This window comes from Kineococcus rhizosphaerae, from assembly GCF_003002055.1.
GTDB lineage: Bacteria > Actinomycetota > Actinomycetes > Actinomycetales > Kineococcaceae > Kineococcus > Kineococcus rhizosphaerae.
The window spans coordinates 129,571-152,753 of sequence record NZ_PVZF01000004.1 but is presented as its reverse complement, the minus strand read 5'-3'; the positions used below and the strand labels follow the sequence as shown (position 1 = coordinate 152,753).

General features: G+C 75.7%; 23 protein-coding genes. 13 read left to right on the top strand and 10 right to left on the bottom strand.

Annotated features, from left to right (window positions below; genetic code table 11):
• Window positions 1–40 precede the first annotated feature (40 nt).
• A complete protein-coding gene (locus CLV37_RS09910) occupies window positions 41–1,546 on the top strand; it encodes a bifunctional diguanylate cyclase/phosphodiesterase (RefSeq protein ID WP_106209750.1) in 1,506 nt (501 codons plus the stop codon).
• On the opposite strand, the gene CLV37_RS09905 is transcribed toward CLV37_RS09910, so the two are convergent.
• Window positions 1,525–2,601, bottom strand: coding sequence for a zinc-binding dehydrogenase (locus CLV37_RS09905; RefSeq protein ID WP_106209747.1), 1,077 nt, complete (start codon window positions 2,599–2,601; stop codon window positions 1,525–1,527). The genes CLV37_RS09910 and CLV37_RS09905 overlap by 22 nt on opposite strands.
• An 80-nt stretch (window positions 2,602–2,681) precedes the next feature.
• Here CLV37_RS09905 and CLV37_RS09900 point away from each other — a divergent pair, with 80 nt between their 5' ends.
• Complete coding sequence (locus CLV37_RS09900) at window positions 2,682–3,503, top strand: helix-turn-helix domain-containing protein (RefSeq protein WP_106209745.1); 822 nt, start codon at window positions 2,682–2,684, stop codon at window positions 3,501–3,503.
• 13 nt (window positions 3,504–3,516) lie between these two features.
• On the opposite strand, the gene CLV37_RS09895 is transcribed toward CLV37_RS09900, so the two are convergent.
• Window positions 3,517–4,458: a 1,4-dihydroxy-2-naphthoyl-CoA synthase gene (locus tag CLV37_RS09895; protein WP_106209742.1), complete on the bottom strand. Its 942-nt coding sequence runs from the start codon at window positions 4,456–4,458 to the stop codon at window positions 3,517–3,519.
• Between the two features lie 119 nt (window positions 4,459–4,577).
• Between CLV37_RS09895 and CLV37_RS09890 the strand changes: the two genes are divergently transcribed.
• The 3 genes from CLV37_RS09890 to CLV37_RS09880 are packed head-to-tail and all read left to right on the top strand — an operon-like array spanning window position 4,578 to window position 7,118.
• The gene (locus CLV37_RS09890; protein WP_106209740.1) at window positions 4,578–5,591 is read left to right on the top strand and encodes an o-succinylbenzoate synthase; all 1,014 of its coding nucleotides are present in this window, start codon (window positions 4,578–4,580) and stop codon (window positions 5,589–5,591) included.
• A 49-nt stretch (window positions 5,592–5,640) separates the two neighbouring features.
• Window positions 5,641–6,036, top strand: coding sequence for a GntR family transcriptional regulator (locus CLV37_RS27490; RefSeq protein ID WP_211298529.1), 396 nt, complete (start codon window positions 5,641–5,643; stop codon window positions 6,034–6,036).
• On the top strand, window positions 6,033–7,118 hold the full coding sequence (locus CLV37_RS09880; protein ID WP_170127158.1) for a DUF5808 domain-containing protein: 1,086 nt from the start codon (window positions 6,033–6,035) through the stop codon (window positions 7,116–7,118). The genes CLV37_RS27490 and CLV37_RS09880 overlap by 4 nt, the downstream gene beginning before the upstream one ends.
• Here CLV37_RS09880 and CLV37_RS09875 read toward each other — a convergent pair.
• Both CLV37_RS09875 and CLV37_RS09870 read right to left on the bottom strand, forming a co-directional pair.
• Window positions 7,115–8,011, bottom strand: coding sequence for an NmrA family NAD(P)-binding protein (locus CLV37_RS09875; RefSeq protein WP_106209735.1), 897 nt, complete (start codon window positions 8,009–8,011; stop codon window positions 7,115–7,117). The genes CLV37_RS09880 and CLV37_RS09875 overlap by 4 nt on opposite strands.
• A 10-nt stretch (window positions 8,012–8,021) precedes the next feature.
• Window positions 8,022–8,573, bottom strand: a complete 552-nt coding sequence (locus CLV37_RS09870) for a MarR family winged helix-turn-helix transcriptional regulator (RefSeq protein ID WP_106209733.1) — start codon at window positions 8,571–8,573, stop codon at window positions 8,022–8,024.
• A 176-nt stretch (window positions 8,574–8,749) separates the two neighbouring features.
• Between CLV37_RS09870 and CLV37_RS09865 the strand changes: the two genes are divergently transcribed.
• On the top strand, window positions 8,750–9,937 hold the full coding sequence (locus CLV37_RS09865) for an epoxide hydrolase family protein (protein ID WP_106209730.1): 1,188 nt from the start codon (window positions 8,750–8,752) through the stop codon (window positions 9,935–9,937).
• A 10-nt stretch (window positions 9,938–9,947) separates the two neighbouring features.
• On the opposite strand, the gene CLV37_RS09860 is transcribed toward CLV37_RS09865, so the two are convergent.
• A complete protein-coding gene (locus CLV37_RS09860; protein WP_106209727.1) occupies window positions 9,948–10,757 on the bottom strand; it encodes an NAD(P)H-dependent oxidoreductase in 810 nt (269 codons plus the stop codon).
• A 119-nt stretch (window positions 10,758–10,876) separates the two neighbouring features.
• Between CLV37_RS09860 and CLV37_RS09855 the strand changes: the two genes are divergently transcribed.
• Window positions 10,877–11,884 carry a cupin domain-containing protein gene (locus CLV37_RS09855; protein ID WP_106209725.1) on the top strand — a complete coding sequence of 336 codons (1,008 nt, stop codon included), beginning with the start codon at window positions 10,877–10,879 and terminating at the stop codon, window positions 11,882–11,884.
• On the opposite strand, the gene CLV37_RS09850 is transcribed toward CLV37_RS09855, so the two are convergent.
• Window positions 11,845–12,279: a hotdog fold thioesterase gene (locus CLV37_RS09850; RefSeq protein WP_211298528.1), complete on the bottom strand. Its 435-nt coding sequence runs from the start codon at window positions 12,277–12,279 to the stop codon at window positions 11,845–11,847. The genes CLV37_RS09855 and CLV37_RS09850 overlap by 40 nt on opposite strands.
• Window positions 12,280–12,320: 41 nt before the next feature.
• Here CLV37_RS09850 and menD point away from each other — a divergent pair, with 41 nt between their 5' ends.
• The 5 genes from menD to CLV37_RS09825 all read left to right on the top strand — a co-directional run bounded on the left by menD (window position 12,321) and on the right by CLV37_RS09825 (window position 17,776).
• On the top strand, window positions 12,321–13,997 hold the full coding sequence (gene menD / locus CLV37_RS09845; RefSeq protein WP_106209723.1) for a 2-succinyl-5-enolpyruvyl-6-hydroxy-3-cyclohexene-1-carboxylic-acid synthase: 1,677 nt from the start codon (window positions 12,321–12,323) through the stop codon (window positions 13,995–13,997).
• Window positions 13,998–14,288: 291 nt separating this feature from the next.
• Window positions 14,289–15,014: a demethylmenaquinone methyltransferase gene (locus CLV37_RS09840; RefSeq protein WP_106210152.1), complete on the top strand. Its 726-nt coding sequence runs from the start codon at window positions 14,289–14,291 to the stop codon at window positions 15,012–15,014.
• 46 nt (window positions 15,015–15,060) lie between these two features.
• Window positions 15,061–16,347 (top strand): geranylgeranyl reductase family protein, encoded by a 1,287-nt coding sequence (locus CLV37_RS09835; protein WP_106209720.1) that lies wholly within the window; start codon window positions 15,061–15,063, stop codon window positions 16,345–16,347.
• Window positions 16,344–17,381 carry a polyprenyl synthetase family protein gene (locus tag CLV37_RS09830; protein ID WP_106209718.1) on the top strand — a complete coding sequence of 346 codons (1,038 nt, stop codon included), beginning with the start codon at window positions 16,344–16,346 and terminating at the stop codon, window positions 17,379–17,381. Before CLV37_RS09835 ends, CLV37_RS09830 begins: the two co-directional genes overlap by 4 nt.
• A 53-nt stretch (window positions 17,382–17,434) precedes the next feature.
• Window positions 17,435–17,776 carry a hypothetical protein gene (locus CLV37_RS09825; RefSeq protein WP_146149352.1) on the top strand — a complete coding sequence of 114 codons (342 nt, stop codon included), beginning with the start codon at window positions 17,435–17,437 and terminating at the stop codon, window positions 17,774–17,776.
• Between the two features lie 24 nt (window positions 17,777–17,800).
• Here the strand turns inward: CLV37_RS09825 and CLV37_RS09820 are convergent, their stop codons facing one another.
• Window positions 17,801–18,586: an SDR family NAD(P)-dependent oxidoreductase gene (locus CLV37_RS09820; protein WP_106209713.1), complete on the bottom strand. Its 786-nt coding sequence runs from the start codon at window positions 18,584–18,586 to the stop codon at window positions 17,801–17,803.
• Window positions 18,587–18,659: 73 nt separating this feature from the next.
• Between CLV37_RS09820 and CLV37_RS09815 the strand changes: the two genes are divergently transcribed.
• Complete coding sequence (locus CLV37_RS09815; protein ID WP_106209711.1) at window positions 18,660–19,265, top strand: TetR/AcrR family transcriptional regulator; 606 nt, start codon at window positions 18,660–18,662, stop codon at window positions 19,263–19,265.
• An 81-nt stretch (window positions 19,266–19,346) separates the two neighbouring features.
• On the opposite strand, the gene CLV37_RS09810 is transcribed toward CLV37_RS09815, so the two are convergent.
• The 3 genes from CLV37_RS09810 to CLV37_RS09800 form a co-directional block, all read right to left on the bottom strand.
• Window positions 19,347–20,966 carry a methyl-accepting chemotaxis protein gene (locus CLV37_RS09810; RefSeq protein ID WP_106209709.1) on the bottom strand — a complete coding sequence of 540 codons (1,620 nt, stop codon included), beginning with the start codon at window positions 20,964–20,966 and terminating at the stop codon, window positions 19,347–19,349.
• 79 nt (window positions 20,967–21,045) lie between these two features.
• On the bottom strand, window positions 21,046–22,077 hold the full coding sequence (gene ligD / locus CLV37_RS09805; RefSeq protein WP_106209707.1) for a non-homologous end-joining DNA ligase: 1,032 nt from the start codon (window positions 22,075–22,077) through the stop codon (window positions 21,046–21,048).
• On the bottom strand, window positions 22,074–23,135 hold the full coding sequence (locus CLV37_RS09800) for an ATP-dependent DNA ligase (protein WP_106209705.1): 1,062 nt from the start codon (window positions 23,133–23,135) through the stop codon (window positions 22,074–22,076). Before CLV37_RS09800 ends, ligD begins: the two co-directional genes overlap by 4 nt.
• Window positions 23,136–23,183: the final 48 nt, after the last annotated feature.

Below are 23,183 nucleotides of genomic sequence, written 5' to 3'. Positions count from 1 at the left end.
GTCTGCCGCAGGATCGCAGGACCCACCCGGCAGGAGGGACGTGCAGGTGCTGGACCCCTCGCTCGCCCCCGTCGTCGCGGGAACGGCCGTCGTCGTGGCGGCCGGGGCCGTCGTGGTGGCCGGGAGCCTGTGGCGGCGCACCGTCAGCACGCGGTGCGCGCTGGCCGCGGTCCGGGCCCGGCTGACGGCCCTGGAGCAGGACCGGCGCTCGGTGGAGGTCGACCCGGTCACGGGGCTGCCCCGCGGGGTCGCGTTCGCCGCGGTCGTCGCCGCCGCCCGCTCCGGGCCCCCGGTCGCGCTGCTGCACGTGGACCTGCTCGGCTTCCGCACCGTCAACGGCACGCACGGCCGGGCCGCGGGGGACGCGGTCCTGGTCGAGGTCGCCCGCCGGCTGCGCAGGGCCGTGCGGGGCGCCGACGAGCTGGCCCGGCTCGGGGGTGACGAGTTCGCCGTCCTGCTGACCGACCCCGACGCCGCCGTCGACGTCGCGGTCCGGTTGCTCGCGGTGCTGGCCGAACCCCACGAGGTCGCCGGCGCGCGCGTGCAGGTGCGGGCCGCGATCGGGGTCGCGCACTCGCGCGCGGCCGGCGCCGACCTGCTGCGCGCCGCCGAAGCGGCCCTGGCCCGGGCCAAGGCGGCCGGGGGTGCGTGCGTGCGGGTCTGGGACGAGGCCGAGGACCTGCGCGGGGAGCGGACCCGCAGGACCGTCGAGGCGCTGCGCGCCGCCGTGTGCGCGCCGACGCCCGGCAACCACCTGGAACGGCACTACCAGCCGACCGTCGACGTGGAGTCCCTCGCCGTGACGGGGGTGGAGTGCCTGGTGCGCTGGCACCGCGACGGGCGGCTGGTCGGGCCCGAGGAGTTCGTTCCGCTCGCCGAGCGCCACGGCCTGGTGAGCGACCTGGGGCTGCTGGTCCTCGAGGGGGCCGTCGCGGACCTGCCCGCCCTGCGCGCCGCCGCCGGCCACCCCCTCGTGCTCGCCGTCAACGTCTCGGCTCCCCAGCTGCAGGACCCGCGCCTGGCGCCCGCGGTCGCACGGGCCGTGGCGGGGCTGGGCGACGGCAGGCTCGTGCTGGAGATGACCGAGAGCGTCCTGGTCGCCGAGGACGACGCCACCGCGCAGGCCCTCGACGCCCTCGTCGCGGCCGGCGGGCACCTGACGGTCGACGACTTCGGCACCGGGTACGCCACGCTCGCCTACCTGCGCCGGCGGCCCTTCTCGGCGTTCAAGGTCGACCGGTCCTACGTCCGGGAGATCGAGACCGACCCCCGCACCCGGGCCCTCGTGGAGGGACTCGTGCTCCTCGCGGCGACCGTCGGCCTCGGCCTGGTCGTCGAGGGCGTCGACACGCAGGGCCAGGCGGACCTCCTGCAGCGCATGGGCGCCCCCACGCAGCAGGGGTACCTGCACGCCCGGCCCCAGCCGCTCGAGGCGGCGGTCGCCGACCTGCGGCGGCTGCGGGCCGAGCTCACCGCCCGGGGCACGGCTCAGGACGCCGCTCGGGGGACCGCTCAGGGGACTGCTCAGGGCACGAGGACCGCGTAGCTCGGGCCCCCGGTCGCGGCGGCCACCCGCAGGGCGGCGCCGGGGTCGGCCAGGTCGACGACCTGCGGACGCAGCCCGGACAGGTCCAGCACCCCGGCGCGGATCGAGCGCCACAGGGCCGTCGTCGTGGCCGGCCGCGCCATCCACGACCCGCGCAGCGTGAGCCGGCGGTGCATGAACTGCCCGTAGGGGATCGGCAGGTCCTGGCGCACGCCGCCGACGAGGACCCACGTGCCGTCGGTGCGCACGGCGTCGTACCCGCTCATGGTCGCCTCGGCGTGCGGGACCGCGCCGAGGGCGTCCACCACGACGTCCACGGGACCGGCGGCCGCGCGCAGGGCCGGGCCGTCGACCTCCCGCGACCCGGTGAGGGCGACCGTGCGCACCCGCGGGTCCAGCGCCGCGAGCTCGGCCAGGACCGCGCGGTCGCGACCGGCGGCGACGACCGTGCCCGCCCCGCGCGACAGGGCCACGAGCAGGGCCGCGGTCCCCAGCGACCCCGTCGCCCCGACGACCGCGACCGACTGCCCGGCCGCGACCCCGCCGCGCTCGACGGCCTCGCCCGCGATGGCCAGCCACGGCAGGAAGGCCAGCCGGACCGGGTCGTGGCCGGCCGCGCCCGGCAGCGCCACGAGGCAGCGCTCGGGCAGGACGGCCCGCTGGGCGAACGTCCCGTCGCGCCACACGTCCCGGACGCGGTCCGTCGTGGGTGTGGGCCGGTCCCCGCCGAGGCCCGTCCAGCCGAGGATGGCCTCCTCGGGGTCCTCGGCGCGGCCGGTGCGGAACAGGCCGTCCACGACGACGACGTCGCCGGGGCGGACCCCGAACACGTCGTCGGCCACGGCCCGCACCCGGCCGATCCCGCCGGGGCCCAGGACGATCGGGGTCGGGAACCCGCCGCGGCCACCGGCCACGAGGACGTCGGTGTAGGCGGGGACGTGCGCGGCGAGGACGTCGAGGACGACGCCGCCGCCGCGCACGGGCGCCTCCGAGGGGTCGGGGACTTCGACGAGCCGCAGCCCGTCGTCGGGTGAGAACATCTGCCAGGCCTTCACGGGCCCAGTCCACGGCGATCCGGCGAGCGCATCCAGAGCCGCTCGACGCAGGCACTGCGAGCACCAGGATGAGCGAGCCGATGAGCACCCCCACCAGCGCCCCGACCAGCGCCTCCGCCGACCGGCGCGCCTCCCGCCGCGAGCTGGGCGCGTTCCTGCGCGCCCGCCGGGAGGGGAGCGACCCTGTGGCGCTGGGCCTGCCGCGCACGGCCCGCCGCCGCACCCCGGGGCTGCGCCGCGAGGAGCTCGCGACCCTGGCCGGCATCTCCGCCACCTGGTACGCGTCCCTGGAGCAGGGCCGGGACGTGCAGCCCTCCGACGACGTGCTCGCCGCGGTCGCCGAGGCGCTGCGGCTGGACCCGGTGGCCCGCGAGCACCTGTTCACCCTCGCCGGGGGCCGGACCGCGCCGGCCGCTCCCGAGGTGCTGGCCCCCGAGGTGGCCGCCGTGCCCGCCCTGCTGGGGCCCGCTCCCAGCTACGTCACGGGCCGCACGACCGACGTCCTGGCCTGGAACGCGGCCGCCGCGGAGTTCTTCCCCGGCTTCCTCGACCGGGCCGACGGCACCGGCCGGGTGCCGAACCTCGCCTGCTGGGTGTTCCTGGACCCCGCCGCGCGCGAGGTGCTCGTGGAGTGGATCGACGTCGCGCAGTCGGTGCTGGCCCGCGTCCGCGCCGCCGCCGGCCGCCACCGGGGGGACGCCGCCTTCGCGGCGCTGGAACGGGAGCTGCGCACCGGCAGCGCCGAGGCCGACGCCTGGTGGCCCCGCTACGACATCGCCGGGTCCGGGGCGGGCACCAAGGAGCTGCGGCACCCCGTGCGGGGCCGCATCTCCCTGTCGCACGCCTCGTTCACGGTCGCCGGGGCCCCGGAGCAGGTGCTCGTCGTCTACTCCCCGCTCTGAACCCGCGGGCGCCTCAGAAGTACCAGGGGAACGGCGACCAGTCCGGCTCCCGCTTGCCCAGGAACGCGTCGCGGCCCTCGACGGCCTCGTCGGTCATGTACGCCAGCCGCGTCGCCTCCCCGGCGAACACCTGCTGGCCGACCATGCCGTCGTCGACGGCGTTGAACGCGAACTTCAGCATCCGCTGCGCCGTCGGAGACTTGCCGTTGATCTCCGCGGCCCACTGCAGCGCAACGGTTTCCAGCTCGGCGTGCGGGACGACGGCGTTGACCATGCCCATCGCGTGCGCCTGCTCGGCGGTGTAGGGCCGGCCCAGGAAGAAGATCTCGCGGGCGAACTTCTGCCCCACCTGCCGGGCCAGGTACGCCGACCCGTAGCCCGCGTCGAACGAGCCGACGTCGGCGTCGGTCTGCTTGAACCGGGCGTGCTCGGCGCTCGCCAGCGTCAGGTCCGCGACGACGTGCAGGGAGTGCCCGCCGCCGGCGGCCCAGCCGGGGACGACGGCGATGACGACCTTCGGCATGAACCGGATGAGCCGCTGCACCTCCAGGACGTGCAGCCGCCCGCCCTCGGCCTTCGTGCGGCGCTCGTCGACGGTGTCGGCCGTCTCGCCGTCGGCGTACTGGTACCCCGAGCGCCCGCGGATGCGCTGGTCGCCGCCGGAGCAGAACGCCCACCCGCCGTCCTTCGGGCTCGGGCCGTTGCCCGTCAGCAGGACGCAGCCGACGTCGGGGGTGCGGCGGGCGTGGTCGAGGGTGCGGGCCAGCTCGTCGACCGTCCCGGGCCGGAACGCGTTGCGGACCTCGGGCCGGTCGAAGGCGATGCGGACGGTCCCGCGCGCCGCACCCTCCACCGTGCTGCGGTGGTACGTGATGTCCTGCAGGTCCTCGAAACCGGGCACCTCCGCCCACGCCGAGGGGTCGAAGGTCTCGCTCACACCGTCCAGGGCCGACACGTCCTGCAGGGTAGGCCAGCGCCCTCGGGCCGCGGGCACACCTCCCGCCCTCCCCGGGCCCCGGGGAGGGCGGGAGGTGTGCCTCCGGCCCGGTCGCGGGGTCGGGGGATGCTGGGGGTGTGCTCCCCGACCTCCCCGACCTCCCCGACCTCACCGACCTGCTCGACCGCGCCCACGTCGTCCGCCTCCCGCTGCGCCGCCGGTTCCGCGGGATCGTCGAGCGCGAGGCCGTCCTGCTCGACGGCCCGGCCGGGTGGGGGGAGTTCGCGCCGTTCCTGGAGTACGGGCCCGCAGAGTCCTCCCGCTGGCTCGCCGCCGGGATCGAGGCCGCCTGGCAGGGGTTCCCCGTCGCCCGGCGGGAGCGGGTCGAGGTCAACGCGACCGTGCCCGCCGTCCCCGCCGACGACGTGCCCGCCGTCCTGGCCCGCTTCCCCGGCTGCCGCACCGCGAAGGTGAAGGTCGCCGAGGCCGGCGCCGACTTCCCGACCCGGCTGCGCGAGGACGTCGCGCGCGTCGCCGCCGTCCGCGAGGCGCTGGGCCCGGCCGGCAGGGTCCGCGTCGACGCCAACGCCGGGTGGACGCTCGAGCAGGCCGAACGCGCCCTCACCGAGCTCGCCCCGCACCGCCTGGAGTACGCCGAACAGCCCTGCGCGACGCTGGAGGAGATGGCCGAGCTGCGCCGCCGCCTGGCCCGCGCCGGGACGCCCGTGCTGCTCGCCGCCGACGAGAGCGTGCGCAAGGCCGAGGACCCGCTGCGCGTGGCCGGGCTGGAGGCGGCCGACGTCGTCGTCGTCAAGGTCGCCCCGCTGTCGGGGGTCCGCCGGGCCCTGGAGGTGGCGCAGGGCTGCGGGCTGCCCGTCGTGGTGTCCTCCGCGCTCGACACCAGCGTCGGCATCGCGGCCGGGACGGCGCTCGCGGCCGCGCTGCCCGAGCTGCCGTTCGCGTGCGGGCTGGGCACGGCGGCCCTGCTGGCGGCCGACGTCGTCGCCGAGCCGCTGCTGCCCGTCGACGGGGCGCTGCGCGTGGGGGCCGTCACGGCCGACCCCGGCCTCCTGGAACGGTTCCGGGCCCCCGCCGATCGGCGGGCCTGGTGGCGCGAGCGGATCGCCGCCGCGCACGCGCACCTGGTGTGATCTGTCCTATCTGTACTACTCTTGGTGGTACAGATGGGAGGTGCCCGTGATGCCCGGTCCCGTGGTCCTGGAACTGGACCCCCTGTCCGAGGTGCCGATCTACCAGCAGATCCGCGACCGCGTGGTCGAAGCGATCGCGCACGGGACCCTGCCCGTCGGTGCGCCGCTGCCCTCGGTGCGCGCCCTCGCGGCCGAGTTCGGCGTCAACACCGCCACCGTCGCCAAGGCCTACGACCGGTTGCGCGGCGAGGGTCTCCTGCGCACCACGAGCAAGTCCGGGTCCGTCGTCGCGCGCGGACCCGGCAGCGGACCGGCCGCGCCGCACGTCGCCGCGGACTGGCGGGAACGGTTGCTCACGCTCCTCGCCGAAGGGCACGCCCAGGGGGTTCCCGACGTCCTGGGGGAGTGCGCGCAGGTCGTCGGGAACTTCGGGAGGCCTTCGTGAACACCGCTCTGAACACCGGTCTGAACACCGCCGTGGGCGTCGGCAGCGTCCTGCTCGTGGCGCTGACGTTGCTGCTCGTGCCGACCCTGTCGGCGCCGACGCTGCCGCTGGGGGTCTCCGTCCCGCGCGAGCGCGTCACCGAACCCGTCGTGCGCCGGGCGGTGCGGACCTACCGCGTCGCCGTCGCCGTGCTGGCGGTGCTGGCGGTGCTCGCCGCGGTCGCGGGCCGGTTCCTCGTCCTGCCGACCTACCTGCTGCTGGTGACGGGAACCGTGGCGTTCGTCGTGTGCCGCAGACCGATCCGCTCGGCGAAGGAAACCCGGGGGTGGTTCCGCGACGTCCCGGTGCGCCTCGTCGCCGGGGTCGGGGGCGTTTCTCGGCCCCCGGTCCCGGTGTTCTGGTACGCCGCCTCGGCCGGCGTCCTCGTCGCCACGGCCGCGTTCGGCTGGACCCGCTACGACGAGTTGCCCGACCCGTTCCCCACGCACTGGGGCGGTGCCGGGGTTCCCGACGCGTACTCCGCGAAGGGTTTCTGGAGCGTGTTCGGCCCCCTGGTCGCCGGCGCGGCGGTCCTGCTCTTCCTGCTGGTGCTGACCCGGCTCGTCCGGGTCGCGCCGCTGCGCCCGCGGGCCGGGGACGCCGACCCGCTGGCGCTGCCGCTGGCCCGCGAGCGCGCCGCCCAGTCGCTGCTGGGTTCGGTGACGCTGCTCGCGACCGCCCTCATCTGCGCCCTGGCCGCCGACGGCTGGCTGCACCCGCGGCGGCTGGAGTTCTTCGGCCCGGCGCTGGGGGTGTTCGGGGCGGGGACCGTCGTGGCGGTCGTGGTGTGCGCCGTGCGTTCGCGCGTGCCCGCCACCCCGTCCCCGGCGGGCGGGGCGCAGGCCCCCGACGACGACCGGTTCTGGCGGGCGGGGTTGTTCTACGTCAACCGCGACGACCCGGCGCTGCTCGTGCCCAAGCGCGTCGGGGTGGGGTGGACGCTGAACTTCGGGCACCGCGTCGGGGCGGTGATCGGCGTGGGGTTGCTGGTGCTGGTGGCCGTCGGCCTCGTCCTGCCCCTGGTGCTCTCCGGGGTGTCCTAGGAGTTCCGGGCGAGGTGCTGCCCGAGCACGTCGCGCACGCTCGTCCAGGCGTGGGGGCCGTAGCGGTCGTTGTCGACGTGGTGCAGCTGCGCCCGGCCGCTGAACATGTCGGCGAAGTACTGCATGCCCTGCCAGGCCGGGAACGTCTCGTCGCGGTCCTTCGCCAGGAGGCGCCCGACGCGGCCGGCGAGCGAGAGGGTCCCGGCGGTGCCGGCCCACTGCAGCCGGAAGGGGGTACCGGTCAGGTCGGTCAGCGTCCGGGCGACGTCGCGGGCGCTGACCCGGTCGCCGGCGACCTCGACGACCCGCGGGGCGGTGGGGTCGAGGGCGACCAGGGCGGTGGTGCGGGCGACGTCGTCCTTGGTGGTGAAGTCGAGGACCTGGTCGGCGGAGGACCAGAACAGGACCCGCCGGCGCGCGAACAGGACCATCGGCGCCTCGCCGGTGAGCAGCTCGGTGAACATGCCGTTGAGGACCGACGTCGCCCGCAGGGGAGCGGCGTCGAGGTCGGCGGCGAACTCCCGGCGCAGTTCGAAGTTCCGGTTGCCGCCCGGGGCGACCCGGCGGTAGTCGGCGGAGTAGTCCGAGGGCACGAACCGCTCGACGCCGGCCGCGAGCGCCGCGGCGAGCAGGGCCCGCTGCGCGTCGACGACCACGGGCCGCACCCCGCTGACGGTGGACACGACCACGTCGGCGCCCGCGGCGGCGGCGGTGAGGGCGCGGTGGTCGGAGTAGGCGGCGCTGATGACCTCGACGCGGGGGTCGTCGACGCGGGCCGCCGTGCCGCCGGGACGGGTGAGGACCCGTAGGCGCACGTCGTGGTGCAGGAGTTCGCGCAGGGTGCGGCGACCGAGGTCGCCGGTGGCACCGGCGAGCAGGACGGTGGTGGTCACGGGGTGCGTCTCAGTCCTTCGGGGAGGCGGGGGAGTGGGCGTCCGTGGTGGCGAGCGGGTCGCCGGGGGTGCAGGCCACGACGTCACCGGCGGTGAGCGCGACCCGGGCCAGGAGCCGGCGCAGCTGGGTCTGCTCCTCACCGCTGAGGTGCCGCATGAGTCCGGCCTCGACCTCGCGCAGGGCGGCGCGGGCCGAGGTGAGCAGCGCTCGGCCCGCCGGGGTCGGCAGGACCTGGCGCACGCGCCGGTCGCCGGGGTGGGGGCGGCGTTCGACGAACCCCCCGTCCTCCAGCGCGTCCACCACGTAGGTCATCTGCGTCTTGTCGATGCCCAGGCGCTGGGCGAGCGCCAGCTGCGAGGAGGGTTCCTCGGTGGTGATCGCCACGAGCACCTGGTACCCCCGGGGCCCGGCGGGCACGTCGGCGACCGCGCCCGTCGCCGAGCGGGAGAAGCCCTGGTACACGGCCGGCAGGGCCCAGCCGAGCTCGGTCTCGATCCCCTGCGCGTCCCAGTCGATCTCGGGCGGGGAGGCCGCCGCGGTGCCCTGCGGTGGAGTCGTCACGGGTAGGACTGTACGCGAAAGAGATCGTCTTGCGCAAAGATGGTTTTACGGCAAGATGGGTGCTGGCGCCGCCGTGAGCGACGACCTCCTCCGTCCGGCGAGGCCCTCACGACCCGCCCCCACGACCCGCTCTCGCGACCCGCCCCCACGATCCGCACCCACCCAGGAGACGACCCGTGACCACGACCGGCACCACCGCGATCACGCCCTTCACCCTCGACGTCCCCGACGCCGACCTCGACGACCTCCGGCGGCGGCTGAACGCCACCCGCTGGCCCGACCGCGAGACCGTCCTGGACACCTCCCAGGGACCCCGGCTGGAGAAGGTCCGCGCCCTCGTCGAGCACTGGGCGACCGGTTACGACTGGCGCCGGACCGAGGCGCTGCTCAACGGCTGGGGCCAGGGCACCACCACGATCGACGGCCTGGAGATCCACTTCCTGCACGTGCGCTCCGCCGTCCCCGGCGCGCGCCCGCTGCTCCTGACCCACGGCTGGCCCGGGTCCGTCCTGGAGTTCCGGCACGCCGTCGGGCCCCTGACCGACCCGCTGGCTCACGGCGGCACCGCCGAGGACGCCTTCCACGTCGTCGTCCCGAGCCTGCCCGGTTTCGGGTTCTCCGGGAAACCCACCACCACCGGCTGGACCCTGCGGCGGACCGCGCGGGCCTGGGCCGTCCTGATGGACCGCCTCGGGTACGTGGACTGGTTCGCCCAGGGTGGGGACCTCGGCGCCTCCGTCACCGCCGAGCTCGCCGCCCTGCAGGCCACCACCCCGATCGGGCTGGCCGGCGTCCACCTGAACATGGCCCTGTTCTCCCCCAGCGAGGAGGAGGTGCGCGACGCCACCGCCGAGGAGCAGCAGATGCTGCGCGAGACCGGCCACTACTGGCGGGAACTGTCCGCCTACTCGCAGCAGATGGCGACCCGGCCGCAGACCGTCGGGTACTCCCTGGCCGACTCCCCGGTCGGCCTGGCCGCCTGGATCTACGCGATGTTCCAGGACGTCGGGGGCTCCCACGACGAGCACGGCGACGTCGAGGCCGTCTTCGACCTCGACGAGGTCATCGACGACGTGATGCTCTACTGGCTGCCGAACACCGCCGCCTCCGCCGCGCGGATGTACTGGGAGAGCGCGAGGACGGGATGGGCCACCCCGGGCAGCCTCGACGAACCCCTCACCGTCCCGGTCGGGCTCAGCGTCATGCCGGGTGAGTACGTGCGCCGGTCCCGGCGGTGGGCCGAACGCCGCTACCCGAACCTCGTGCACTTCAACGAGGTCGCCCGCGGCGGCCACTTCGCCCTGCTGGAACAGCCCGGCCTGCTCGTCGACGACATCCGCGCCACGTTCCGCGGCCTGCGGTGAGGGACCGGGCTCAGCCGGCGGGGAGACGGTGGATGCCCAGGTCGGTCCGTCCCGGCAGCAGGTCCTCGCGCAGGGCGCGGGTGCCGCGGTAGTCGCCGTCGCGCAGGCGGCGGTAGGGGCGACCCGGTTCGTCGTCGAGCGTGCGCAGCCGGTGCATCAGGCGCTCGACCTCCCGTGCGAGCCCGTCGGCCCCCAGCGCGTCGGCGTCGTGGACCACGTGCAGGTCGAGCGGTTCGATCCCGACGTACCAGAGCACGCCGTGGGTCAGGGGGAACAGCAGGGACTCCAGGTCCCCGCTGACGCCGCGCGGGCCGATCGAGGCGGCGTCCTCCCCGGCGGTCACCACGACGAGCGCCCGGCGCCCGCTCAGGCCGCCGTCGCCGTAGCGGCGGGGCACCCCCCGGTCGTCGACGTCGCCGAAGGCGAACCCGGCGGTCAGGACGCGGTCGAACCAGCCCTTGAGGATCGCCGGGGGCCCGTACCACCACAGGGGGAACTGCAGCACCAGCAGCTCGGCCCGGGCCAGCGCCTCCTGCTCGCGGACCACGTCCGCCGGCAACCGGTCGTGGGCGTGCGCGTCGCCGAGGAGGTCGGCGAGGCCCGCGGGTCCCGCCTCGCTCCCGGGGGCGCCGTCGATCAGGGTTCCGGGGTCCAGGACGGGGTCGAAGCCCTGGGCGTACAGGTCCGAGACCGTCACCTCACGGTCGGCGGACAGGGCCCGCACCCCCGCCCGCAGGAGGTGACCGTTGAGGGAGGACGGGCTGGGGTGGGCGTGCACCCACAGGGCCGTCCCCGGGGTCGGGGGGTGGGCGATGGTCACGGCGGGACTCCGTTCGCGCTCGGTGGGACAGTTCCGTGGAGCCCATCCAAAGCCTTCGTGCTGGACGCATCCATGGGTGTGGCGCCGAAGAACCCCGGTGATCGTCTAGCGTCAGGTAGGTGGATGCGTTCAGCGACCTGCTCCGGGGGGTCCGGGCCCATGGCTCGCTGTTCGGCAGCACGACCCTGACCCCGCCGTGGTCCCTGCGCTTCGTCGACGGACCGCCGCTGAGCCTGTGCACCGCCGTGCGCGGGGCGGGGTGGGTCGTGCCCGACGACGGCCCCCCGGTTCGCCTCGACGCCTACGACACCGTGCTCGTGCGCGGGCCGGGAACCTTCGGCTTCGTCGACGAGGTCGGCACCGCGGCCGTGCCGGTGGACTGCGGGGTGGAGTGCGCCGTCCCCGAGCAGGGCGGCACCCGGCACCGCCTGGGCTGGTACGACCCCGGCGCGCAGGGGGGCACGACGACCTTCGTCGTCGGCGCCTACCCGGTGCACGGCGAGATCAGCCGGCGCCTGCTCGACGCGCTTCCGCCCGTGCTGCACGTGACCGCCGGGGGGAGCGTCGACCCGGTGCTGGACCACCTCGCCGCCGAGGTCGCCGTCGACGCTCCCGGGCAGCAGGTCGTCCTGGACCGGCTGCTGGACTGGCTGCTCGTCTGCACGCTGCGCGAGTTCTTCGACCGCGCCGGGGCGCAGGCCCCGTCCTGGTGGGCGGCGCAGCACGACCCGGTCGCCGGGGCCGCGCTGCGGCTGCTGCACGGCGAGCCCGCGGCGGCGTGGACGGTGGCCGCCCTGGCCCGGCGCACCGGGGTCTCGCGCGCGACGCTGGCCAAGCGGTTCAGCGACCTGGTGGGCGAACCGCCCCTGACCTACCTCACGCGCTGGCGCACGACCCTCGCCACGGACCTGCTCGCCGAGCGCCCGGGCGCGACCGTCGCCGAGGTCGCCCGGGCCGTGGGCTACTCCGACCCCTTCGCCTTCAGTGCGGCGTTCAAGCGGGTCCGCGGACTGACCCCCAGTGAGTTCCGGCGTCGCGCGACCCTGGCGCCCCGGGACACCGGGTCCGCCGCGGCGAACCGCCGCGGTCAGGACGTGGACGGCCCGGGCTCGGCCGCGCGCACGTAGTTCGTGATCCGGGCCGTGCACAACCGCCGGCCCTCCTCGTCGGAGATCACGACCTCGTGGCTGGTCAGGGTCCGGCCGAGCGTGATGGCCGTGGCCACCCCCGTCACGATCCCCGAGCGCACCGACCGGTGGTGCGTGGCGTTGATGTCGGTGCCCAGCGCCAGCCCGCCCGGCCACACGTGCAGGAACGCCCCGACCGACCCCAGCGTCTCGGCCAGCACGCAGCTCGCGCCGCCGTGCAGGAACCCCGCCACCTGGGTGTTGCCCTCGACCGGCATCGTCCCGACGAGGTGCTCGGGGGTGGCCTCCACGAGCCGGATGCCCATGCGGTCGATGAGCGTCCCGGTCGCGAACGTGGCGAGGATCTCGTCCAGGGGAGGCGTCGGTTGCGTCACCGCGGCAGGTTGCCACACCCGCAGGGGCGCACCATGGAGGGGTGAACCCCTCGACCGCCTTCGCGACGGTCCTCGTCGACGCCTTCGTGCGGCTCGGCCTGCGACACCTCGTGCTCAGCCCCGGCTCCCGCAGCGCCCCGCTGGCCTACGCGGCCGCCCGCGCCGCGGACTCCGGCCGCCTGCGGCTGCACGTGCGGGTCGACGAGCGCTCCGCCGGGTTCCTCGCCCTCGGGCTCGCCCGGGCGGGTGAACTCGTCGCCGTCGTCACGACCAGCGGGACGGCGGTCGCGAACCTGCACCCGGCCGTCCTGGAGGCCCACCACGCGGGGGTGCCGCTCGTCGTGCTGTCCGCCGACCGCCCGCACGAGCTGCGCGGCTCGGGGGCCAGCCAGACCGCCGAGGCCCAGCCCCGGATGTTCCTGCCGTCGGTGCGCTTCAGCGCCGACCTGCCTGCGCCCGTGGACCCGCGGGCGCAGGCCCCCGCCTGGCGCTCGGTCGTCTCGCGGGCCGTGGCGGCCGCGCGGGGCCTGCGCGGTGATGGCCCGGGTCCGGTGCACCTCGACGTGGCCTTCGCCGACCCCCTCACCCCGTCGCCCGACGTGCTCCCCGAGTCGACCACGGGGCTGACGGAGGTCGCGGGACTGCCTGCGCCGCAGCCGGTCGCGCTGCCCCGCGGGGAGCGGACCCTGGTGCTGGCCGGGGACGCCCCCGACCCGGCGACGGGGCGGGCCGCCCGCGACCTGGCCGAGCACGCCGGCTGGCCGCTGCTGGCCGAACCGAGTTCGGGGGCGCGCGGCGGCGAACGGGCCGTCGGCGCCTACCGGCTGCTCCTGGACGCGCTCGACTCCCAGGGCCCGCTGGGCGCGGTGGAGCGCGTCGTGCTGTTCGGCCACCCCACGCTGTCGCGGCCCGTCACGCGGCTGCTGGCCCGCGACGACGTCGACCTCGTCGTGGTCAGCGCGACCGGGGCGTGGCCGGACGCGGGCTTCCGCGCCGCCCGCGTGCTGCCCGCGGTGACCGTCGACGGTCCCGCCAGCGAGGCCGAGCACGACTTCGCCGCCCGCTGGGACCGGGCCGCCAAGCTGGCCGCCGACGCCATCGACGCGGTCGTCGACGACGAGGACGCCCTGACCGGCCCGTGGGCCGGCCGGGAGGTCGTGGACGCCTGCGCCGCCGACGGGTCGGCCCTGGTGGTCGCGGCCAGCAACGCCGTGCGCGACGTCGACCTGGCGGGCCGGCCGCTGGGCGTGCGGACGGTGTCCAACCGCGGGCTGGCCGGGATCGACGGGACGCTGGCCACCGCCGAGGGGGTCGCCCTGGGGCTGGGGCCGACGCGGCTGCTCGTGGGCGACCTCGCCTTCCTGCACGACGTCAACGCGCTGCTGCCCGTGCCGGGGGAGCAGCGCCCGGACCTGACCGTCGTCCTCGTCAACGACGACGGCGGCGGGATCTTCGAGACGCTCGAGCACGCCGCCGCGGTGGACCGCGCGACGTTCGAGCGGGTCGTGGCCACCCCGCACGGCGTGGACGTCGCCGCGCTGTGCGCGGCGTACGGCGTCCCGCACGTGCGGCCCGCGACGCGGGCCGAGGCCGCCGCGGCGATCGGCGCGCGCCCCGCCGGGCTGCGCGTCGTCGAGCTCGTCGTCGACCGCGCCACCGTGCGCCCGCGCCTGGAGCGGATCACCGCCGCCGTCCGCGCGGCGGTCCTCGACGCCTGACCCCCGCGATCGAGGAATCCCCCACCGCGATCAAGGACTTCCGCTCCGCGATCAAGGACTTCCGCTCCGCGATCAAGGACTTCCGCTCCGCGATCAAGGACTTCCGCTCCGCGATCGAGGACTGCGCGAGATCCTGAGGCAGTCGGGTCCTCGATCGCGGTGCGCGTCTCCTCGATCGCGGTGCGCGTCTCCTCGATCGCGGGGGAGTCGTCGATCGCGGGGTGGCGGGAGTCACGTCGGCAGGACCCCAGCGTGGACGGCGGGATCGCGGGTGGCTGCCAGACTGGTGAGATGGGTACCTCCGACGTGCAGACCCAGCGCGAACTGGCCGACCTGTCCAAGCGACCGTCCCAGGTCGCGGGGATGTTCGACGACGTCGCGGAGAAGTACGACCGCACCAACGACGTGCTGTCCGCGGGCCAGGACCGGCTGTGGCGGCGGGCCGTGCTCGAGGCCGTCGACGCCCGGCCGGGGGAGAAGGTCCTGGACCTGGCGGCCGGGACCGGCCGCTCCAGCGAGCCGTTCGCCGACCGCGGCGTCCTGACGGTCCCGTGCGACTTCTCCACCGGCATGGTCCGTGCGGGCAAGCGACGTCGCCCCGACCTGGGCTTCGTGGTGGGCGACGCGACGCGGCTGCCGTTCGCCGACGGGGTCTTCGACGCCGCGACGATCTCCTTCGGGCTGCGCAACGTCGTGGACCCGGACGCGGGGCTGGCCGAGATGGCGCGGGTCGTGCGCCCGGGGGGACGGCTCGTCGTCTGCGAGTTCTCGACGATCCCGAACCCGTTGCTGCGCAGCGCGTACCGGGCGTACCTGCACCACGGTCTGCCGCGGGTGGCCCGGCTCGTGAGCTCGCACGCCGAGGCGTACGAGTACCTCGTCGACTCGATCGACGCGTGGCCGGACCAGGCCGAGCTCTCGCTGCGCATCGCCGACGCCGGGTGGGAGCGCGTGGCGTGGCGCAACCTGTCCTTCGGGGTCGTCGCGCTGCACCGCGCCGTTCGCGCGCAGTCCTGACGGCGGGGCACTAGACTTCGTGAAAGTTTTCACGAGCGGAGGGGCGATGGACACGCAGGACGCCGACGTGCTGGTCGTCGGAGCCGGGCCGGCGGGCTCGACGCTGGCACGCCACCTCGCCGACGCCGGCCGCAGCGTCCTGGTGCTGGAGAAGTCCGCCTTCCCGCGCGAGAAGGTCTGCGGCGACGGCCTGACCCCCCGCGCGGTCCACGAGCTCGACCTGCTCGGTGTCAAGACCCCCGAACGCGACGGCTGGATCCGCAACCGCGGCCTGCGCCTGCTCGGTGGCGGGGTCCGCCTGCAGGTCCCGTGGCCCGAGATCTCCGACTTCCCCGGCCACGGCCTCGTCCAGACCCGTCACCGGTTCGACCAGACCCTCGCCGAGCACGCCCGCGACGGCGGCGCGAGCGTCCTGGAGCGCACGAGCGTCACCGGCCCCGTCCTCGACGAGCGGACCGGCCACGTCGTCGGCGTCACCGCCCGGCCCGTGGACGACAAGGGCCGCAAGGCCGGTGCGGAACGCACCTACCGCGCGCCCGTGGTCGTCGCCGCCGACGGCGTCGGCAGCCGGATGGCCGTCTCGATGGGCCTGACCCGGCGCGAGGACCGCCCGCTCGGCATCGCCGTCCGCACCTACTTCACCAGCCCGCGCCACGACGACGACTGGCTGGAGAGCTGGCTGGAGCTGCGCGAGCAGGACTCCGCGAACGGTCCCCTGCTGCCCGGGTACGGGTGGGTGTTCGGCGTCGGGGACGGCACCTCGAACGTCGGCCTCGGGGTGCTGGACGCCGACGCGGGCTCCGGTGACGTCGACTGGCGCCAGCTCCTGCGCCGCTGGCTGGCGGGGATGCCCCCGGAGTGGCGGTTCCGCGAGGAGGACCAGGTCGGCCCGATCCGCGGCGCGGCCCTGCCGATGGCCTTCAACCGGACCCCGCACTACACGCGCGGGCTCGTCCTGGTCGGCGACTCCGGCGGCATGGTCAACCCGTTCAACGGCGAGGGCATCGCCTACGCCATGCAGTCCGCCCGGCTGGCCGCCCGCTCGGTCGACGAGGCGCTGGCCGCCCGCGACGAGCGCGCCCGCGAGCGCGCGCTGCAGTCCTACCCGGCGGCTGTGCGCGCCGACCTGGGCGGGTACTACACGCTCGGTCGCGCGTTCGTCGCCCTCATCGGTCACCCCGAGGTCATGCGCGTCGCCACGCGCTTCGGCCTGCCGCGGCCGGGGTTGATGAAGCTCGTCGTGAAGCTCCTGGCCAACCTGGCCGACCCCACGTCGAAGGACGCCACCGACCGCGTGGTCGTGGCGCTGAAGCGATTGGCCCCTGCCTCGTGAACACCTCCGTCAACACCCCGGCCGGCACCTCCGGTGCGCTGCCCACGACCGACCCCGCCCTCGAGGACGCCCTGCGCGCCGGCCTCGACCTCGTGGAGGCGAAGCTGCGGGCCGCCGTCGCCAACGCCGACCCGATCGCCGACGCGCCCTCGCGCCACCTCGTCGAGGCCGGCGGCAAGCGGGTGCGGCCGATGCTCACGCTGCTGGGCGCGCACCTGGCGAACCCGGGGGCTCGCGTGCCCGAGGAGGTCGTGGACGCGGCCGTGGTCTGCGAGCTGACGCACCTGGCCTCGCTCTACCACGACGACGTCATGGACTCGGCGCCCACACGGCGCGGAGCCCCTGCGGCGCAGCACCTCTACGGCAACAACGTCGCGATCCTGACGGGCGACCTGCTGTTCGCGCGCGCGTCCAACGTCGTCTCCGCGCTCGGGCCGGTGGCCGTGAAGGTGCAGGCCGAGACGTTCGAGCGGCTGTGCCTGGGGCAGCTGCACGAGACCGTCGGCCCGCGGCCCGGCGAGGACGCCGTCGTGCACTACCTCGACGTCCTGTCCGACAAGACGGCCTCGCTCATCGCGACGGCCGGCCGGTTCGGGGCGGTGTTCGCGGGCGGTTCCGACGACGTGGTGCAGGCGATGATCCGCTACGGCGAGGACGTGGGGGTCGCCTTCCAGCTCGCCGACGACGTGCTCGACCTGACGAGCGACGTCGGCGAGTCCGGCAAGCGTCCCGGGACCGACCTGCGCGAGGGCGTCCCGACGCTGCCGGTGCTGCTGGCCCGCCGCGCGGGCGCCGAGGGCGACGCCGCGGCCCAGCGGGTCGTGGAGCTGCTGGACTCCGGGCGCCTGGGCGACGACGCGGTCCTGGCCGAGGCCGTCGCCGCCCTGCGCCGGCACCCGGTCACCGACCAGGCCCGGCGGACGGCGCGCGAGTGGGCCCACCGCGCCTCGACGCACCTGGCGGCCCTGCCGCCGAGCCCGGCGCGCGAGGCGTTGGAGACGTACGCGGCGACGATCGCCGACCGCGTGGTCTGAGCCCGGTCCCGCGACCTCTGGGCACGGCTCCCGTCGCGCTCTAGCGTGGTCGCGTGACGCGGACCTCCTCACCACCGGTGGGTGCCGTGCTCACCCTCGCCCTGGCCGCCGGCGCCGCAGTCCTGCTCGGTGCCGCCGACGCGGTGGGCTTCCGCAGCGACCGGGCGGAGTCGCTGTCCACCCCGGCCTGGCTGCTGGGGTGGGTGCTGCTGGTGTGGGCGGTGCTCGTTGGGGTGGTCAGCGCGGCCCACCTCGGGCACCGCCTCCTCACCGGCCCCGACCGCCCGTCCGCCGGGGCCGGGGTCCGGTCCCTCCTCCTGCTCGCCGGCGCCGCGGTGGTCACCGCGGAGGTCTCGACACACCCGCTGTGGGGGAACGGTTCGGGTGCGGGGTGACGGCCGGGGGCGGGTGAGCGCCGCTCAGCGGGAGGCGCGGTCGGCGAACCGCGGCCCAGCCAGCCGCAGCAGCGCGCCGCGAGGGGCGCGACGGGCCAGGGCGGCCACGACCTCGGTGGCCCGTCCGTCGGCGACGACGGGCCGGTCGCCGTCGAGGGCGTCCAGGAACGTGGCGACGACCTGGTCCACGCTGCGCCGGCGCATCCCCGCCCCGGCCCCCTCGCCGGCCACGTCGAAGAACCCGGTCTCGGTGACGGTGGGGGAGACGGCGACGACGCGGACCCCGGTGCCGCGGGTCTCGGCCCACAGCGCCTCGGTCAGCGACAGGACGTAGGCCTTGGTGGCGGCGTAGGCGGCCAGGCCGGGGACGGGGTAGTAGCCGGCGAGGCTGGCGACGTTGACGACGGCTCCGCGCCGGCGCGCGACCATCGCCGGCAGGAACCGGGCGGTGAGCTCGGTGAGCGTCGTGCAGTTGAGGGTGACCATGGCGCTGAGCCGGGCCGGGTCGGGGGTCTCGGCGAGCCGGCCGCCGAGGCCGAAGCCCGCGTTGTTGACGAGGACGTCGACGGGGCGGTCGGCCAGGGTGTCGGCCAGGTGCCCGGCGGCACCCGGGGCGGACAGGTCGGTGGGCACGACGAGGACGTCACGGCCGTGCCGGGCGCGCAGGTCCGCGGCGAGGGCCTGCAGCTTGTCGGCGCTGCGGGCGACGAGGACGAGGTCGGCGCCCCGGGCGGCGAGCGCCGTGGCGATCCCCGCTCCGATCCCGCCCGAGGCCCCGGTGACGAGGGCGGTCTGTCCGGTGAGGTTCACGGTGTTCTCCTGTCGATTCGTGACGTAGTGGCACGATGTGACAGAAGGACCTCGAGTGTCAAGGTGTGGTGGAATGTCGGACGTGACCGAGCGCCCCACCCCCCGCGAACGCCGTCACGCGGCGACCCGCCGCGCGCTCGCCGAGCACGCCCTGCGGTTGTTCGCCGCGCAGGGGTACGAGAGCACCACCGTCGCCGACATCGCCGACGCCGCCGACCTGTCCACGCGCACCTTCTTCCGGCACGTCCGCGACAAGGACGACGCCCTGTTCGCGGCCGACGAGGACGTCTTCGACACCGTCGTCGAGGCCGCCACCGGCGCCGGCGACCTGCCGCCCTTCGCCCGGCTCCTGACCGGTGTGCGGGCCCTGGTCGAGCACGCCGAACAGGCCCCCGACGTCAAGTGCCTGCGCGAGCAGGTGCTCGACGCCCACCCCGCGCTGCGCGCCCGCGACCTCGCCCAGCAGCTGCGCTGGCAGCAGCAGGCCGAGGACTTCCTGAGCGCCGAGGGCGTGCCGCGGGCCGACGCGGCCCTCGCCGCCGGGCTCACCCTCACCGTCTGGCGGGAGGGCTACCGGCGCTGGATCGCCGACGCCGGCCGGGCCGGCACGCTCGGGCAGCACCTCGACGCCGTCGTGGCCGAGCTGCCCGCCCACGTCGCCGCACCGAGCGCCCGGTAACGCCGAACGGCACGTTGCCTCCGCGGTCCCGTTCATCGGGACCGCGGAGGCAACGTGCCGTTCCCGCGAGCGGGCCGAGCCTCAGACCTTGAAGCGCGTCACCAGGAAGCTGAGCTCGCCGGACAACCGCGCCAGGTCGTCGGCGGCGGTGCGGGACCCGGCGACGACCTCGGCCGTCGTGGCGGCCGAGCCGGTGATCCCGCGGATGCTGTCGGCGATCCGCTCCGAGCCGGCGGCCGCCTCGCCGACGCTGCGGCTCATCTCGGCCGTCGTCGCCGACTGCTCCTCGACGGCCGAGGCGATCGTCGTCTGGTGGTTGCCGATCTCGCCGATGACCTCGGCGATGCTCTCGATGGCCCGCACCGCCTCGGCGGTGTCGGTCTGGATGGACCCGACGCGGGCGGCGATGTCCTCGGTGGCGCGCGCGGTCTGGGCGGACAGCTCCTTGACCTCCCCGGCGACCACGGCGAAGCCCTTGCCGGCCTCCCCGGCGCGCGCGGCCTCGATGGTCGCGTTCAGGGCCAGCAGGTTGGTCTGCTCGGCGATGGCGGTGATGGCCTTGACGACGTCGCCGATCTGGGCGGAGCTGACGCCCAGGCGCGCGACGGTCTCCCCGGCGCGACCGGCCAGCTCGTCGGCGCGGGCGGCGACGGCGGTGGCCTCGGAGGCCCCGTTGGCGATGTCGCGGATCGCGGCCTGCATCTCGTCGGCGCCCATGGCGACGGTCGAGACGCTGGCGGACACGGTGGCCGCGGTGTCGGCGGCCGACGCGGCGGCCGAGGCGGTCTGGCCGGCGGTGCCGCCGATGCGCTCGCTGTCGGCGGTCAGCTGGTCGGAGGCCAGCAGCAGCGACTGCGAGGACGACGCGATGGCCGAGACGGTGCCGCGGACGCTGGCGCGGGCCTTCTCCAGGGAGGCGGCCATCTGACCGACTTCGTCGCGGGACTCGACGCGCGCGGCGACGGTCAGGTCGCCCTCGGCCATGGCCTCCAGCGAGGCCGACACCTCGTGCAGGGGACGGACGATGGAGCGGACGACCGCCAGCCCGAGGGCGCCGGACAGGCCCAGGCCCAGGGCGAGGGCGGCCAGGATGAGGTTGCGCGAGTCCTTCGCCGTGGTGCGCGAGGCGGCGGCGCTGGCTTCCGCGACCTTGTTCTCGGCGCCCTCGACGGCGTCGAGGGCGTCCGCGGCGCTGCTGACCAGCGGCTGGGCCACGTCGGCGTTGGCCTTGGCCCAGCCGGCCTGGTCGCCGGCCTCGGACAGCGGCAGGAGCTGGGTGTCGCGGGCCTGGCGCCACTGCGCCCAGGTGTCGGTGAAGCTCTTCCAGTCGGCGGCGTCGGCCAGCGGGCTGGCGGAGTACTTCGCGGCCCACGTGTCGAGCTCGGCGTCGCTGTCCTTGATCTTCTGCGCGACCTTCGCCTTGCCCTCGGCGTCCGGGGTCGCGGCGTGCTGGGCGACCAGCATCCGCGTCTTGAGCTCCTCCTGGTGGACGCGGCCCAGGGCGGTGAGCCCCAGGACGGTGTCCTGGTAGGTGGCGTCCGCGCGCTGCGCGCCCTCGTCCAGGGCCACGAGCGAGCCGGCGCTGACGCCGATCGTCACCAGCCCGAGGGCGCCCAGGGCGCTGAGCACCTTCGTGCGCACGCTGCGGTCGGCGAAGACGCGGGTGGTGCGGGAGGTGCTCACGGGCAGGGCGCTCGACATCGGGGTTCCTCCGGGGGGCAGGACCGGCGGTCCACCGGTCACCACTCCTTCGGCCCTGTGCCACCCGGACTTGAGCCGGTCAGTCCGGGGGGTTCCTGGCCCGCGAGGGCTGCACGCGCTTCGGCTCGCCCGGCATCTTCGGGTAGGTCGGCGGGTACGGCAGGTCCCCCAGGCCGTCCCCGGCGTCGCGGTCGGCGAGGGCGAGCAGCGGTTCCAGGGAGAACGCCCGGTCGCGGCGGTGCGCCCACAGGTCGCCGACCTCGGCGAAGCGGGCGGGGAACGTGGTGAGCGTGACGTCGTCGGGGTCGAGGTCGCCGGCCAGCTCGTCCCAGCGCAACGGGGTCGACACCGTGGCCCGGGCCGTGCGGCGCAGCGAGTAGGCGCTGGCCATCGTCCGGTCCCTGGCGTTCTGGTTGTAGTCGACGAACACCGTCTCGCCGCGCTCCTCCTTCCACCACGCCGTGCTCACCAGGCCGTCGGCGCGGCGTTCGACCTCCCGGGCCAGGGCGATGCCCGCCCGCCGGACCTCGGTGAACGTCCAGCGCGGTTCGATCGTCACGAACACGTGGACCCCGCGGCCGCCGGACGTCTTGACGAAACCCTCGATCCCGAGTTCGTCGAGGAGGGGCTTCAGGACGTCGCGGGCCACGGCGCGGGCCTGGGTGAACCCCGTGCCCGGCTGGGGGTCGAGGTCGACGCGCAGCTCGTCGGGGTGGTCCACGTCGGGGGCCGTGCAGGGCCAGGGGTGGAACGTGATCGTCGACTGCTGCGCCGCCCACACGAGCGCGGCGGTGGTCGTGGGGCGGATCACGTCGGCCGTCCGTCCCGACGGGAACGTCACGTTCACGGTCTCCACGAACTCGGGCGCGAACTTCGGGACGCGCTTCTGGTACACCTCCTCGCCCTCGATCCCGTCGGGGAACCGCTGCAGGTGCGTCGGGCGGTCCCGCAGGGCGCTCAGCAGCGCGGGGGCGACGAGGCGGTAGTGGTCGACGACGTCCCGCTTGCGGCCCGCGCCCCCGAGGCTGGGGTAGTAGACCTTGTCCGGGCTCGTCAGCCGGACCGCGATCCCGTCGACGTCGATCTCCTCGGCCGGGGCCTTGGAACTCACCGCGAACCCCCCGCCGAGGCTCCCGCGGCGCCCGACAGCACGTCGGTCAGGTCGTAGTCGGCCGGGACGTCGAGCTGGTCCAGCCGGCACTGCCCGGGCTCCTTGTCCGGCCGCCAGCGCAGGAACCGCGGGTTGTGCCGGAACCGCCGCCCCTCCAGCTGGTCGTACTCCACCTCGCACACGAGCTCGTTCCGGACGGGGATCCACGAGTCGTCCCGGCGGGCGTTCCATCGGTTCTTCTCGCCCTGCGCGGGTTCGTCGCCCGTGCGCAGCTCCTGCAGCAGTTCCAGCAGTTCCACCCGCCGCGCGGCCGTGAACGCCGCCGCCCCGCCCACGGACACGACCCCGTCGTCGGTGTGCAGGCCCAGCAGCATCGACCCGATCCCGGGCAGGCTCTTGTGCAGCCGGTACCCCACGACGACGCAGTCGGCCGTGCGGCGGTGCTTCACCTTCGTCATGACCCGCTCCTTCGGGCGGTACGGCTCGCCGAGGGGTTTGGCGACGACCCCGTCCAGCCCGGCCCCCTCGAACCGCGTGAACCAGTCCGCGGCCACCGCGGCGTCGGACGTCGCCGTCGTCACGTGCGTCACCGGACCGCAGCCCGCGAGCGCCGCCACGAGCCGTTCGCGACGTTCCCCCGCGGGCCGGGACGTGAGGTCCTCGTCGCCGAGGGCCAGCAGGTCGAAGGCCACGAACTGCGCGGGCGTCTCGACGGCCAGCTTCTCGACGCGGCTGGCAGCGGGGTGGATGCGCTGGGACAGCAGGTCCCACGCCAGCCGGCCGCCGCCGGGCTGCGGGACGAACAGCTCGCCGTCGACGACGCACCGCGGCGGCAGTTCGGCCAGGACGGCCGCGACGACCTCGGGGAAGTACCGCGTGAGGGGTTTCGTGCCGCGCGAGCCCAGCTCCACCTCGTCGCCGTCGCGGAACACGATGCAGCGGAACCCGTCCCACTTGGGCTCGTACAGCCACGCGGGCTCGCCGTCGGGCTGGGCCGGGACGGCCCCGGCCGCCTTGGCGAGCATCGGCTCGACGGGCGGGTTCACCGGCAGGTCCACGCCCCCACTGTGCCGCACCCCGGACACCCGCACGAGGTCTGGTTCACT